Origin of the sequence: Tardiphaga robiniae (assembly GCF_001618955.1) — a bacterium.
GTDB lineage: Bacteria > Pseudomonadota > Alphaproteobacteria > Rhizobiales > Xanthobacteraceae > Tardiphaga > Tardiphaga robiniae_A.
The window spans coordinates 245,910-260,541 of sequence record NZ_LVYV01000034.1 but is presented as its reverse complement, the minus strand read 5'-3'; the positions used below and the strand labels follow the sequence as shown (position 1 = coordinate 260,541).

Below are 14,632 nucleotides of genomic sequence, written 5' to 3'. Positions count from 1 at the left end.
GATCGTCCTGCTGGGGGCGTAGCTGACTACTTCTCTTGCTTCGCCAGAACCGAACTGCCCGTGAGGCGCTGCTGCAGATTGATCAGCCACATCGCGGTCGGGCGCAGGATGAACAGATCGGCCACCAGTGCCGCGACCATCGAGAAGGCGCTGAGCCAGCCGAACAGCCGCAGCGACGGCAGATCCGAGAACACCGTCACGACGAGGCCGCAGGCCAGCACCACCGTCGTCAGGATCAGCGCGGGACCAACGAGCACCGTCGCACGCTCGACGGCGATCGCGGGATCGGTGCCCGGCGTGTCTTCCAGACGCAAGCGGTTGAGGAAGTGAATCGTCGCGCTGAGGCCGAGGCCGAATGACACGGTGAGTGCCACCACACTGGCAAATTGCAGCCCCTCCCCGAGCAGCCACAGTACGAAGCCGGCCAGCACCACCGGGAAGATGCCCGGCAGGATACAGGCCAGCATCACCACCCATGACCGGAATGCGAGGCCGATGAACACCGCGACCAAACCGAACTCGATGGTGAGGCCGTGATTGAGCTTCTCGATCATGCCGGCGCTGTTACGCGCCGCGATGGCCGAGAGACCAGTCACTGCAATCTCATAGCCGGGGTGCTTGGTGCGAACGGCGTTCAGCGCATTGTCGAGCTTGTCGACCACCGGCAGGATCTTGCTCGAATCGCTGTCGGGCACGCGACCGGACACGACGACCGCCGTCTGGTCTGCCGAGATGAAGCGGCGCACCAGATGTTCGGGAATCACGCTGACATATTCCTTCAGCGTCGCGACATCGGTAGAGCCGGCCTTCTCCGCCAGCCAGCGCCGCAGCGTTTCCAGCGACCAGACGTTGCCAACGCCGGCCTGCTTTTCAACCATGGCGTGGACTTCGGCGATGGTCGCCAACGTGTCCGGGGAATAGAGATCGGCGCCCTTCGGAAATTCGATCAGCACGTCGATTGGATTGGCCCCGGTCAGCTTGGCGTCGAGCCGTCCGCTGGCCGCGACCGCCTGCTCCTTGTCCGGCACCTGATCGGCCAGCCGATAGCGCGGCTCGAGATTGGCGTAAACGATCCCGAGACCAACGACGACGACGAGCGAGATCAGGCTGAACAGACCAGGACGGCCGACCATGCGCACCGCGATCCAGTAACAGAAGGCGCGCAGCGCCTGCACGCCGGCATCGGCGGTCTGAAACTTGGCGGCGAAGATCTTCTCGTTGCGCACCAGCAGCACGCCGAACACTGGCACCAGCGACAGCACCGCGACCAGCGCGATGATGGTCGCCGTGAGACCGGCCTCGCCGAAGGCGCGGATCAAGTCCGAGTCGGAGAACTGCAACGCGAGGAAGGAAATGCCGGCGGTACCATGGGTGAGGACGCAGGCCGGACCCACAACACGAACTGCATTCGTAAATGCCGAATACTTGTCCTCGCCTGCGATCAACCGGTCACGCGCCGCGAAAGTGAGCTGCATCGAGTCGGCAAAACTGATCACCATGATCAGCGGCGTCATCACATTGAGGAACATGTTGAGGCTGAAGCCGGCCCAGCCGAGCGCGCCGAGCGACAACAGGATCGCCAGCAGCGGCGGAAACGCCGCGATGATCATGAACGAGATCTTGCGGAAGAAGACGATCGCGATGACGCAGCCGGCGAGAATACCGGCGATATTATAGATCAGGCCGTCGCGCTCGACCGCGTTGCGGATTTCGAGCTGCATCACCGGCACGCCCGACAATTCCTTGGTCAGACCGCTATTGGCTAGATCGTCATTCATGGTCTTGCGGATATCGGCGACGACGGTGCTGAGCTTGTTGTTGCTGACCACGGCCGGGTCGAGCGACAGCACCACCAGCGCCAGAGTTCCGTCGTCGGACAAAAGCTTGCCGCGGATCAGCTCGTTCTGCTTCACCGTCTCGATGAACTTGTCGTAGTCGGCGCCTTCAGGAAGGTCGTTAGGAAACAGCGCTGCCGGCAACTTGCCGGGGGCCGGCGTCTGGCGCGCCGAGAAGATCGAGATTAGCCCGCGCACGCCATCGACCAATTGCAGGTCGGTGACGAGGTCGCGCATCTTTCCAAGATTGTCGCGCGCAAGCAGCGTCTTGCCTTCGAGCACGACAAGCACGTCGAACTCGGTGGACGGGAAGCGCTTCGTCACTTCCTCGTATTGCTTGTATTCCTTGCTGTCGGAACGAAATAGCTGGCTCAGCGAATCGTCGATCTTGATGCGCTGGATACCGAAGATGGCGCCGATCACCAGCGCGAGCAGGATCACGCAGGACAGGATCGGTGCCTTCACCGCGATCAGACCGATGCGCTCGAGCCCGAAGGCGATGCTGATCGGCCCCTTGCGCAATTTATTCATATCCGCGTCGTGGGGGGGAACCGTATCGTGCATACCCTGTCCAGTCCTGTCGTCAGCGGCGTCTGCCTAGCAAGCGTCGCGGGCAGTAGTAAGGCTGGAATCGGCGAGACCGAACAGCGCTAGCCCTTGAAAACATGCGGTAAATTTGCCGCGGGCAGATGTAGCAGGTCTGTATGACACATCGCAAGGCGGGGAGCGCGCAGAGGTTGCCTTTCAGGTCACAAAATGGAGCGCAGAGGCTGTTGTTTCATGCTGGTGCAACGAGCGGTGCTACCAGTTGCAGACCGCTTTCATCTTTCAGAGCCACACCGGTCATGTTGCGATTCAGCCCTTCGCGCGCCAGCCAGGCAATCTTGCTCGCTGCCTCCTCGAAGGACAGACCGGCCGCCTGGATGTTCGACACGCAGTTGCGCGCAGCGTCCGTCAGACCCGGCTGCGGTGCGAAGGTCAGGTAGGCGCCGAGACTCTGCGGCGCCGAGAGACCCGGACGTTCGCCGATCAGCATGATCGTCATCCGGGCCCTCAATAACGCACCGACCTCGTCGCCAAGCGCGACTCTGGCCCCGCCGGCAACGACAACAGCGCCGATCCCGACCCCCGCCAATTTGGGCATTAAGGTACCCAGCAGGCCAAGCGCATGCGCATTGACCGCAGCCGGAGACAGGCCGTCCGCAATCACGATCACCAGATCGCACGCGACGCTGTCGCGCCCTTCAAGCAACTCCCGTGACTCGCGAGACAGTCGGCGGCCGAGATCGGGGCGCTTGAGGTAATCGGCCCGATCCGCAACCTGACTCGTCACAATCAACGCGTTCGTCCCCTGCCCGGCCAATACCGCCGCGATGGCTTCAGCCTCAAAGGGCGCATGGACCGCATCACGCGCGCGGGCATGATCCAAAGTGAAGTCAAGCAAGGCTTGCGTGGTCAGGCTAGCTCCGGCCCGCCCAAGCCCGACACGCGCCGGGGTTAGCGCGCGCAACTCCGTGAGGGAGAGTTGCGGTGAAGTCGGCGTCATGTCGTGTCGATCTGTCATGACGCCAACACTACCGTTTATTCGGCGGGAACGGCAGCATCCTGCAGCTTCAGCGAATAATAGGACGCGTTGGTCTGACCACCAGACGCGTCCCTGGCGAAGTTAATCAGGTGGTGCGCCACCATGATCCCGCTGATGAGATATTCGATCTCACCCCGCGCCAGCCGCCTGAATGCGAATTTCCAGAACGCGCGCTTGTAGTCGCCGAGCACGCCGACCTTCCAGAAGATGTTACGCAACATCACCAGCCCAAGCCGAATGCTCTTCCAGGTCAGCATGGCGCCGATCGGGGGCTTGATACGGTTCGGATAGGTATGGCGTATCTGGTACTCGAAACGCTCGAGCAGCTTCTCCGGCACATAGGCGCTGCCCATGGCGCGCCGCCAGCTCTTTACAACGTCGTCATAGGGCAACAGGAAGTCGACGTTGGAGTCGCGACCTTCGTCCTCGTTGAGCCGTCCTTCCTTCTTCAACCGATCCCATAGTGGCGTCTGCGGCAGCGCCTGCAGCAGGTTGATGGTCAAAAGCGGAATTTGCGATGCCTCGACGAATTCGAGCAGATGCTGCCCGGTCTCCGGCCTGTCGGTATCCAGGCCGAGAATGATGCCCGACACGACTTCCATGCCGAAACTGTTCAGTGTCTCGATCGCCTCCATGATGGGGACCATCATGTTGTGATCCTTCTTCATCGCCTTGAGGGCGACGGGATCGGGCGTCTCGATGCCGCAGAAGATCGTGCCGAACCAGGCATCCCGCATCAGTGCAAGGATTTCCGGCCGCTTGGCGATGTTGAGTGTCGCCTCGCATGACAGACGCAAGACAAAGCCGGTCCTTTTCTGCCATTCGACCAAATGCGGCAGGAGATCGAGCGCAGCCTTGCGGTTGCCGATGAAGTTGTCATCGACGAAATAGACTGACCCCATGATGCCGCATTCGAGCAGCTTGTCGAGTTCGGCGGTGATCTGCTCCGGCGACTTCAGGCGCGGATTACGCCCGTAGAGGCCGGGAATATCGCAGAACTCGCACTGATACGGACAGCCCGAAGAATACTGGATGCTGCCGAGGAAGTAGCGCGGAATATCAGCCAGTTCATAGGCCGGAATCGGAAACCTGGTCATGTCCAGGCGATCAGTGGTCTTCAGCACGACTTGCCGGTCCGGGCGCGACGTATCCTTTTCCAGGATATCGATCAGTTGATCGGTGGCATCACCGAGTTCGCCGATATGGAGATAGTCGAAAGCCGGATAGTAATCCGGACAGGAGGATACCGAGGGTCCGCCGATAGCCACAGGAAGATCGTAGGAATGTGCGCGGTAGCAGATGTCGTTCATCTGTGTGCGCTGGATGTGCATGCCTGACACCAGCACCGCTTCGGCCCAGAGGAAATCGTTGGGCGTGGCGGCACGGATGTTCTCGTCGATGAAACGGACTTCCCAGTTCTCAGGCATATAGGCCGCAATCAGCAGCAAGCCTTGGGGAGGCATAAAGGCCTGAACGCCGTCGGTCAGAGGATATGAATATTCAAACGTGCCAAATGAAGACGTGTATCGCGGAAAGACGCACAGGATGCGCCGGACCGTCTGCCTGCCCTCAGCTCTCATCAAAATTCCTCTGTGAATGCATCAGCGGTCCCCATAAGCGCTGAACCTTCAATAACGTCGCCGAGATAAAACCGTTCCACTCCTGCCGAATACTTTGGGCGATCTAATCACGACGTCCGAATCTGGGCCAGAATTTCTTCAAGATTGTGGCAGGCGGTGACAAGGTCGTGACCAGCTCCGCGCAAGTGCGCACAAAGCGCCAAGGCTTATGACGGTTTATTGACGTCAGGCGATCAGACGCGCGGCCAGATCGGGCAGCAGGCCTTCCCGATCGCGGATGCGAAGGTCCGCTCCGGAGAGCCCGACCCGTTGCAGCCAATCGTCGAATTCCGGTGCGCGTTTGAGCCCAAAGAGGTCGCGGATATAGAGCGCGTCGTGAAATGACGTCGACTGGTAGTTCAGCATCACGTCGTCGGCGCCCGGCACTCCCATCACGAAGGTCACACCTGCCGCCGCGAGCAGCGTCAGCAGATTGTCCATGTCGTCCTGATCGGCTTCGGCATGGTTGGTGTAACAGACATCGACACCCAGCGGCAGGCCGAGCAGCTTGCCGCAGAAATGATCCTCCAGCCCGGCGCGGATGATCTCCTTGCCGTCATAGAGATATTCCGGCCCAATGAAGCCGACGACGCTGTTCACCAGCAATGGGTCGAACGCCCGGGCCACGGCATAGGCCCGCGCCTCCAAAGTCTGCTGATCGACGCCGTGATGGGCATTGGCCGATAGTGCCGAGCCCTGCCCGGTCTCGAAATACATGACGTTCTGGCCGAGCGTGCCGCGCTCCAGGGAGAGGCCGGCATTATGCGCCTCCTTCAGGATCGCCAGATCGATGCCGAAGCTCTTGTTGGCGGCTTCTGTCCCGGCGATCGACTGAAACACCAGATCGACCGGAGCGCCCTGGTTGATGAGATCAAGACTGGTCGTGACATGGGTGAGCACGCAACTCTGGGTCGGAATATCCAGCTTGGTGATGACATCGTCGAGCAGCCGCACCAATCCGCCCAACACCGCAGGATCGTCGCTCGCCGGATTGATGCCGATACAGGCATCACCCGAACCCAGCATCAAACCATCTAGAATGGACGCCGTGATGCCCCGGATATCGTCGAACGGATGGTTCGGTTGCAACCGCACGCTCATGCGCCCGCGTAGGCCGACGGTGTTGCGAAAGCACGTGATCACCTCGCACTTCCTGGCCACCAGGATCAGGTCCTGATTGCGCATCAGCTTCGAGACAGCGGCGGCCATTTCCGGGGTGATGCCGCGGGCGACGGCCTGAAGGACCCGCGGCGTGGCCGCGTCCGACAGCAGCCAGTCACGAAAGCCGCCGACGGTCAGCGACGAGATCGCGGAAAATGCGGCGGCATCATGCGTATCGACGATGAGACGCGTGACCTCGTCGTCTTCGTAAGCCACAACCATTTCCTGCAGGAATTGCGTGAGCGGCACATCCGCCAGCGCCATCCGTGCCGCGATCATCTGCTCGGCGGTCTCGGCTGCAATTCCGGCCAGCCGATCCCCGGAGCGCGGCGGTGTCGCCTTGGCCATGAGGTCGCGCAGATCCGCGAAGACATGCGTATGGTCACCGATGGCGTGGCGATAGATCATGGCCGGATTGTTGGATATTCGCCGGAGGCTGTCTAGACGTGCCGCCCCGCGGCAACGCCGGACGACCACGCCCATTGGAAATTGAAGCCGCCGAGATGGCCGGTAACATCGATGACCTCGCCGATGAAATACAGCCCCGGTACCGATGTGGCCTCAAACGTTTTCGATGACAGTTCTGTGGTGTCCACACCGCCAAGGGTTACCTCGGCTGTGCGATAACCTTCGGTGCCGTTCGGCCGCACGCGCCACTCCTTCACCGCCGCGGCCACCGACGCCAGAAGCTTGTCGGAAAAATCCGCCAGCCGCGGCGGGCCGGCGATCCTGTCCGCAACCATCTGCCCCAATCGCTTCGGCAGGATATCGCCGAGCACCGTTGCCAGTTCCTGCCGCGGACGTTCGCGGCGTGCGTCCTTCAAGGCGGCGAGCACATCGCGCGTCGGCGCCATGTCGATGACGACATCGAGCCCGTCGCGCCAATAGGACGAGATCTGCAGGATCGCCGGACCGCTGAGACCGCGATGGGTAAACAGCAGCGCCTCGTCGAATCTGGTTTTGCCGATACTGACGACGGCATCGACGGCAACGCCTGCGAGATCCTTGAATTGCGCAAGCGCCGCAACGTCGAAGGTCAGCGGCACCAGTGCGGCGCGCGGCGCGACCATCTTCAGCCCGAATTGTTGCGCCAGTTTGTAGCCAAAGGCACTGGCACCCATTTTCGGGATCGAAGGCCCGCCCGTGGCGATCACCAGCGACTGGCTGCGATACTCGCCCTGATCGGTGGCGACGACAAAGCCGCTATCGTTCTTCGTCACACCGAGAATGCCGACGCCAAGCCGCATCTGCACGTCGCTGCGGCGGTTTTCGTCCAGCAGCATATCGATGACCTGCTGGGACGAGCCGTCGCAGAACAATTGCCCGCGGCTCTTCTCGTGATAGGCGATGCGATATTTTTCGACCAGCGCAATGAAATCCTGCTGGGTGAATCCCTTCAGCGCCGATTTGCAGAATTGCGGATTCTGCGACAGGAAATTCGCCGGCGTCGTATGCAGGTTGGTGAAATTGCAGCGTCCACCGCCGGAGATGCGGATCTTCTCGCCCGGCGCCCTCGCCTGCTCCAGCAGCATCACCGAGCGACCGCGTTGCCCCGCAATGCCGGCGCACATCAGGCCGGCCGCACCGGCGCCGAGGATGATGACGTCGGCCGTGTTATGCGCGCGACGGACGATGGTCATTCCAGCAACAGCACATCGACAGCGACGGCGAGCTTCTGCTTGCGCGCGCCGACGATCACACCATCGACCGGCGACACGTCGGAGAAATCGCGGCCAATTGCCAGTACGATATGATCGTTCTCGACCAAAATGTCGTTGGTCGGATCGAAGCCGATCCAGCCGAGTTCCTCGCCGCACCAGACCGACACCCAGGCATGGGTCGCGTCGGCGCCCTGCAGGCGTTCCTTGCCCGGCGGGGGAATGGTGCGCAGATATCCGCTGACATAGGCGGCAGGCAGGCCGACGCCGCGCATGCCCGCAATCATGATATGCGCAAAATCCTGACAGACGCCGTGGCGCTTATCCAGCACCTCCTGCAACGGCGTCGAAATCACCGTGGCCTTCGGATCGTATTTGAACTCGGTGCGGATGCGATGCATCAGGTCGACGGCACCGGCGAGAATGCCGCGGCCTTCGGTAAAGCTCACCGCTGCATAGTCCGTGACGGCATCGATGATCGGCACCAGCGGACTGGCGAAGACATAGCCGATCGGCGACGCACCGCTGAGGTCGCTGGAATCGAACGACGCCTCGCGGACGCTCTCCCAGGAAGGGCTGTCGTCGCCGCGCCCCGGCGCAAAACGTTCGACATAGACGCGCGACCGGCTGTCGATCCGCAGCACCCGATGCGGGCTTTCGATCAGTACGCTCTCCGTCGGTGTGCCGAAGAAATCCGTCCGCATGGCGCGGGCCGCCGGCAGCGGCTTGATATCGACAATGTGCGAGACCAGTTGCTGTCCGGCGCTGCTATTGGGCTGCAGCCGCAGCGAGCAGCGCGCATAGCTCACCGGGCTTTCATAGCTATAGGTCGTGACATGGCGGATTTCGTAGATCACGCCAACCCCGTGAGCTTTTCCGGGCGCGATGCGCTGGCGCCGTGCGGGAAGTAATGCAGGCCGATCGAATCCGCCAGCGTCAAGAGATCCTGCTCCAGCGCGAACAGCGACTTGGTATGAATCTCGGATGCCTCGCCGGTGACCAGCGACGAACGCAGCGCCACCGCCAGCCGCTGCGGCCGTTCCATCAGGCCGTTCTCCTTCAGCGTCGGCAGGCTGGCGATGTGATCATTTAGTGCCGAGACCTGGAATGCCACCGAGCGCGGGTTATAGGGATCGAGCACCACGAGATCGCGGACCGGTGCCAATAGCGGACCAACGAGATAACGCGAGCGATAGGTGATCTGGCAATCGACCAGCGTCAGCAGGATATCGAGATCGTCGCTCGTCGCCTCGTCGGACGCGAATTGCCGCGCAAAGCGCGTGGTGTTGATGGCGCGTTCGGCACGGCGCCCCATTTCGAGGAAACGCCAGCCCGCGGCTCGGTTCATGTTTTCCTGCGCGAGACCGGCGAAGCTCGCCAGTTCCTGCAGCGTGAGTTCGGCCGCACTGACGACGTCATCGTCATCTTCGACTTCATGCGCAAGCCGCTCGGCCATTTCGGTGATGACCTGCCAGGCGTCGGGGGACAGCCGTTCGCGCAGCGAGGTGGCGGTCCGCAATGCAGAGCGCACCAGCGATAGCGCTGAGCCAAACTGCTCTTCGCCCTGCAATGCCTGAGCCGCGATCTTGGCCGGCTGGGAGCGCGAGGTGAGCGATGTCGCGCCCCAGATCATCAGCATGCGCTGGATGCGCTCGATCGATTGCTGCCCAGTGGCCCCGCCCTTGCCGGGATCGCGCTGCGGCACGCTGAGTGCACGAATCAGACGCAGTGTGGATTCGGCGCGTTCGAGATAGCGCCCGAGCCAGAACAGATTGTCGGCGGCGCGACTCGGCACCCAGCCGGCGATGCGGCGGATACGCACATTGTCGACGGCCGGCAGTAGCGTCGATGCAGCAACGGCCTTGTCGGCCACCACCCAGACGTCGGCTGCGCGCGCGCCGGCACCCATGGAGACTGCGCGGGCATCCGGTTGATCCGCAATACGGCAGAAGCCACCGGGCATGATGGTCCAGCCGTCCGGTGTCGCCGCCGCGAAGACGCGCAGCACGAACGGACGCGGCGCGAGCCGGCCATTGTCCCAGACCGGCGTGGTCGAGAGCTGCACCAGCTCCTGCCCGACATAATCGACACCGCGATTGGCAATCGCCGCCTTCAGACGCTCGCGCTCGCTTGGCGAGAGCTGCGACGGCAGCACGGGCGAGTAGCCAGGGAAACCGGGCACCGCTCCGCCATAGGCGCCTTCGATGGCAAAGTTGTCGAGCCGCGCCAGCACTTCCTCGCGCGCCGATTTCTGGCCACACCACCAGGTGGCGATATGCGGCATCTTGAGTGGTTCGCCGAGCAGCTTCCGGCTCAAGCTTGGCAGGAAGCCCAGCAGTGCGCGCGCTTCCATCACGCCGGAGCCCGGCATGTTGGCGACGACGACGCCATTCTTTCTGACAACGTCGATCAGCCCGGGCACACCGAGCTGCGACGAGGCATCCAGCTCCAGCGGATCGAGCGAATTGGCATCCACGCGGCGCAGCAGCACATCAAGGCGCTTCAAGCCGGCCACAGTGCGGATGTGCACACGATCGCCGGACACTGCGAGGTCATCGCCTTCCACCAGCAGGAAACCGAGATAGCGCGCCAGCGTCGCGTGTTCGAAATAGGTTTCGCTGAACGGCCCCGGTGACAACAGGCCCACACGCGGTTCGTCGCGGTCGGCCGAGGCGCGCAGACTGTCGCGAAACGCCTCGAAGAACGGCGCGACGCGCTCGACATTCATCGACTTGTAGAGGTCGGTGAAGGCACGCGACAGCACCAGTCGGTTTTCCAGCGCATAGCCCATGCCGGACGGCGCTTGTGTGCGATCGCCGAGCACCCACCAGCGGCCGTCGGGGCCGCGGCCGAGATCGGCGGCATAGACGTTGAGATAGCGACCGCCCGGCGGCTTCACGCCGCGCATGGCCCGCAGATATTCCGAGCTTCCGGCAATCGCCGCCGCCGGGATCGCGCCGGACGCGACAAGGTTGGCATCGCCATAGAGATCGCCGAGGATCTTCTCCAGCAACTCCGCGCGCTGCGTCATTGCCGCTGAAATCTGCAGCCATTCGGATTCGTCGATCAGGAGCGGCACATGGCTGAGCGGCCAGATCCGGTCGGCGATTTCGCCGGGCGCGCGGTAGGTGACGCCGGCTTCCCGGAGATGACGGTCGGCGGAACCGAAGCGGCGTTCGATCTCAACGGGCGCCATGGCGCCGAAAGCCTCGAAGAAACGCGTCCAGACCTCCCGCGGCGTGCCGTCCTGGGCGATGAATTCGTCGGGAATTCCGGGCAGCCGCTCGTAGTCGCGGGTCCATTGCGCGACTTTACGATGTCCCGGACGGGGCTTTTTCCCCTGACCGGCCTGTCCCGTCATTCCGACTCTCCAGCCCAAACTGCCTGCATTCTCAATGCAGGAGAGGCGTTCGCAAGTCGAGGGTCAATGGGAATTCAAGTGTGCGTTCTGCCCTTGGCGGGGCGATTTCGCCGGGCGTGTGGCCGATCTCCTCGAAACGGGCCAGCCGCCGGGCCTCCGCCTCATAGGCATTGACCGGTTTTGTCTCGTAATTGCGGCCGCCGGGATGCGCCACATGATAGACGCAGCCGCCGAGCGACCTGCGATTCCAGCTGTCATAAATGTCGAAAACCAGCGGCGCATGGACCGGGATCGTCGGATGCAGGCCGGAGGCCGGCTGCCAGGCCTTGAAACGGACGCCGGCGACCACCTCGCCGGCCCGGCCGGTATCGGTCATCGGCAACGCACGGCCGTTGCAGGTAATGATGTGCCGGCCCGGCGTGAAGCCATTGGCCTTGAGCTGCAACCGCTCCACCGAGGAATCCACATAGCGCACGGTGCCACCGGCCGAGCCCTCCTCGCCCAGCACATGCCAGGGCTCCAGTGCCTGACGGACTTCCAACGTGACGCCGCCATAGGTGACGTGGCCGAACACGGGAAAGCGGAATTCGAGCTGGGCCTCGAACCATTCCTTGGAGAATTCGTAACCGGACCGGCCGAGTTCACTCAGCACGTCCTGAAAATCCTCCCAGAGGAAATGCGGCAGCATGAAGCGATCATGCAGCGCCGTGCCCCAGCGGACGAATTTGCCGTCCTGCGGCGCGCGCCACATCTTCGCGATCAGCGCGCGGATCAGGAGCTGCTGCGCCAGCGACATGCGCGGATCGGGCGGCATTTCGAGCGCCCGGAATTCGACGAGGCCGAGACGACCTGTCGTGCCATCGGGCGAATAGAGCTTGTCGATACAGATTTCGGCGCGATGGGTATTGCCGGTGATATCGACGAGGATATGCCGGAACAGCCGATCGACCAGCCACAACGGCGCCTTCTCGCCCGGGGGCGGCACCTGTGCCAGCGCGATCTCCAATTCGTAGAGACCATCATGCCGCGCTTCATCGATACGCGGTGCCTGACTGGTCGGACCGATGAACATGCCTGAGAACAGATAGGACAGCGATGGATGGCGCTGCCAATACAGCACGAGGCTCTTCAGGAGATCCGGCCGACGCAGGAACGGCGAGTCCGCCGGTGAGCTGCCGCCGACCACGACGTGATTGCCGCCGCCGGTGCCGGTGTGACGACCATCGAGCAGAAACTTGTTGGCGCCGAGCCGCGTCTTCGCGGCCTCTTCATAGAGAAACGTCGTGGTATCGACGGCCTCACGCCAGCTCGAGGCGGGATGGATGTTGATCTCTAGCACGCCCGGATCCGGCGTCACCTTGATGACTTCGACGCGCGGATCGAACGGCGGCGGATAGCCTTCGACATGCACCTGCATCTGCAGTTCTTCGGCCGTCGCTTCGAGCGCCGAGACCAATTCGAGATAGTCTTCGAGCTTTTCCACCGGCGGCATGAAGGCACAGAGAATGCCGTCACGGGTTTCGATCGACATCGCCGTGCGTACGCCGCCGGAACGAATCTGCTGCTCCTGGACGTATTGCGCGGCAGGCTGGTTTTCCGCAGACGCGATTTCGTCGAACACCGGCATGTCGCCGCGCGGCTCCAGCGGATCCTGCTCGACGATGAACGGATATTCCTCTTCGGTGAGGTGCGGCAGAGACGACAACGGCAGGCGCAGGCCCATCGGTGAATCGCCGGGTGTCAGGAACAGGTTGCCGCGACGCAGCTTCCAGCGCTCGGAGCGCCAGCGTCTGTCGGCGGCCGTCTCCGCATTCCAGCGCTGGATCGGCAGCACGAACCCCTTCGGCCTGTCGAGTCCGTGTTCGAAGACCCGCGCCATGCGCGCACGTTCCTCCGGATCGGGCAATTTGGAGTCGCCGGGCACGACATTGTTCGGCAGGTTCGATTCCTTCTGCTCCCAATAGACGGGATCCTCGAAGGCCGGGATGACATAGTCCTTCGGCAGGCCAAGCCGCCGCGCAGTGCCTTCGGCAAAACGCTCGGCGCCGCCGATATCGGCGCTGCGCGGGCCTTCGATCCGTGAGATCAGCGCATCGTTCTTCCAGATCGGCACGCCGTCCTTGCGCCAATACAGGCCGAACGCCCAGCGCGGCAGGCTTTCGCCGGGATACCATTTGCCCTGCCCGTAATGCATCAGGCCACCGGGCGCGAAACGCGTGCGCAACCGGCGGATCAGATCGTCGCCGAGGCCGCGCTTGGTCGGACCGACGGCGGCCGTATTCCACTCCGGCGATTCCATATCGTCGACCGACACGAAGGTCGGCTCGCCGCCCATGGTGAGGCGCACGTCATGCGCTTTGAGATCGGCATCGACCTTCTCGCCGAGTGCGTCGAGCCTGGCCCAGGATTCATCCGAGAACGGCTTAGTGATCCGCGACGCCTCGCGAATACGTTTGACGCCCATCGCGAACGCGAACTCGACTTCGGCAAAGCCGGCCATGCCGGAGATCGGCGCGGCTGAGCGGAAATGCGGTGTGGCCGCGACTGGGACGTGCCCCTCGCCTGTCAGCATGCCCGATGTCGCATCGAAGCCGACCCAGCCGGCGCCGGGGATATAGACTTCGGCCCAGGCGTGCAGATCCGTGAAATCAGCCTCAACTTCAGGCGGTCCTTCGATCGGATCGATGTCCGGCCGTAACTGGATGAGATAGCCGGAGACGAAACGCGCGGCGAGACCGAGATGGCGCAGCGTCTCGATCAGCAGCCACGCGCTATCGCGGCACGACCCGGCGCCGGACAGCAACGTCTCTTCCGGCGTCTGCACGCCGGGCTCCATGCGGATGATGTAGTTGACCTTCTCGCGCAGGCGCGCATTGAGGTCGACGAGGAAGTTCACCGTGTTCGGCGCTTCCTTCGCGATCTCCGCCATATAGGCCGTGAAGCGCGGCCCTGGCTCCGTCGTCGCCATATAAGGCGCGAGTTCACTCTTCAGATCGTCGGTATAGGCGAAGGGAAATGTCTCGGCATAGGGCTCGACGAAGAAGTCGAACGGATTGATCACCGTCATCTCGGCGGTGAAGTCGACCTCGATCTTCAGCTCATTCGCCGGTTCCGGAAAGACGAAGCGCGCCAGCCAGTTGCCCTGCGGATCCTGCTGCCAGTTCACGAAGTGATTGGTCGGCGTGACCTTCAGCGAATAGCTCAGGATCGGCGTGCGCGCATGCGGCGCCGGTCGCAGCCGGATGGTCTGCGGCCCCAGCGTGATCGGCCGATCATATTTGTAATGGGTGACGTGGTTCAGTGCGACGAAGATCGACACAGTGGCGCAACTCCAGCAGCTTTTTTAAGCAGAACACCGGAGGTGCCAGGGATCAAGCTCTAACAACGGGCACGATGTGCCTCGATTGGGGGCG

At 62.7% G+C, this 14,632-nt stretch carries 8 protein-coding genes; all 8 read right to left on the bottom strand.

Annotated elements, in window-relative coordinates; all coding sequences use genetic code 11:
- Positions 1 to 26 precede the first annotated feature (26 nt).
- Positions 27 to 2,366, bottom strand: a complete 2,340-nt coding sequence (locus tag A4A58_RS21320; RefSeq protein WP_244499826.1) for an efflux RND transporter permease subunit — start codon at positions 2,364 to 2,366, stop codon at positions 27 to 29.
- A 247-nt stretch (positions 2,367 to 2,613) separates the two neighbouring features.
- Positions 2,614 to 3,381, bottom strand: a complete 768-nt coding sequence (gene eutC / locus A4A58_RS21315; protein ID WP_086937108.1) for an ethanolamine ammonia-lyase subunit EutC — start codon at positions 3,379 to 3,381, stop codon at positions 2,614 to 2,616.
- Between the two features lie 35 nt (positions 3,382 to 3,416).
- The gene (locus tag A4A58_RS21310; protein ID WP_068735848.1) at positions 3,417 to 5,000 is read right to left on the bottom strand and encodes a B12-binding domain-containing radical SAM protein; all 1,584 of its coding nucleotides are present in this window, start codon (positions 4,998 to 5,000) and stop codon (positions 3,417 to 3,419) included.
- Between the two features lie 225 nt (positions 5,001 to 5,225).
- Positions 5,226 to 6,608, bottom strand: a complete 1,383-nt coding sequence (locus A4A58_RS21305) for an ethanolamine ammonia-lyase subunit EutB (RefSeq protein WP_068735846.1) — start codon at positions 6,606 to 6,608, stop codon at positions 5,226 to 5,228.
- Between the two features lie 32 nt (positions 6,609 to 6,640).
- On the bottom strand, positions 6,641 to 7,840 hold the full coding sequence (locus A4A58_RS21300) for an NAD(P)/FAD-dependent oxidoreductase (protein ID WP_068735843.1): 1,200 nt from the start codon (positions 7,838 to 7,840) through the stop codon (positions 6,641 to 6,643).
- Positions 7,837 to 8,715: a transglutaminase family protein gene (locus A4A58_RS21295; RefSeq protein ID WP_068735841.1), complete on the bottom strand. Its 879-nt coding sequence runs from the start codon at positions 8,713 to 8,715 to the stop codon at positions 7,837 to 7,839. Before A4A58_RS21295 ends, A4A58_RS21300 begins: the two co-directional genes overlap by 4 nt.
- Positions 8,712 to 11,219: a circularly permuted type 2 ATP-grasp protein gene (locus A4A58_RS21290; RefSeq protein WP_068735839.1), complete on the bottom strand. Its 2,508-nt coding sequence runs from the start codon at positions 11,217 to 11,219 to the stop codon at positions 8,712 to 8,714. The genes A4A58_RS21295 and A4A58_RS21290 overlap by 4 nt, the downstream gene beginning before the upstream one ends.
- A 31-nt stretch (positions 11,220 to 11,250) precedes the next feature.
- Positions 11,251 to 14,538 carry a DUF2126 domain-containing protein gene (locus A4A58_RS21285; protein ID WP_068735837.1) on the bottom strand — a complete coding sequence of 1,096 codons (3,288 nt, stop codon included), beginning with the start codon at positions 14,536 to 14,538 and terminating at the stop codon, positions 11,251 to 11,253.
- Positions 14,539 to 14,632 lie beyond the last annotated feature (94 nt).

Coding starts and splice junctions, on each gene's coding strand:
- A4A58_RS21300 (WP_068735843.1), bottom strand. CDS start 7,840: ATGACCATCGTCCGTCGCGCGCATAACACGGCCGACGTCATCATCCTC.
- A4A58_RS21320 (WP_244499826.1), bottom strand. CDS start 2,366: ATGAATAAATTGCGCAAGGGGCCGATCAGCATCGCCTTCGGGCTCGAG.
- A4A58_RS21290 (WP_068735839.1), bottom strand. CDS start 11,219: ATGACGGGACAGGCCGGTCAGGGGAAAAAGCCCCGTCCGGGACATCGT.
- A4A58_RS21305 (WP_068735846.1), bottom strand. CDS start 6,608: ATGATCTATCGCCACGCCATCGGTGACCATACGCATGTCTTCGCGGAT.
- eutC (WP_086937108.1), bottom strand. CDS start 3,381: ATGACGCCGACTTCACCGCAACTCTCCCTCACGGAGTTGCGCGCGCTA.
- A4A58_RS21310 (WP_068735848.1), bottom strand. CDS start 5,000: ATGAGAGCTGAGGGCAGGCAGACGGTCCGGCGCATCCTGTGCGTCTTT.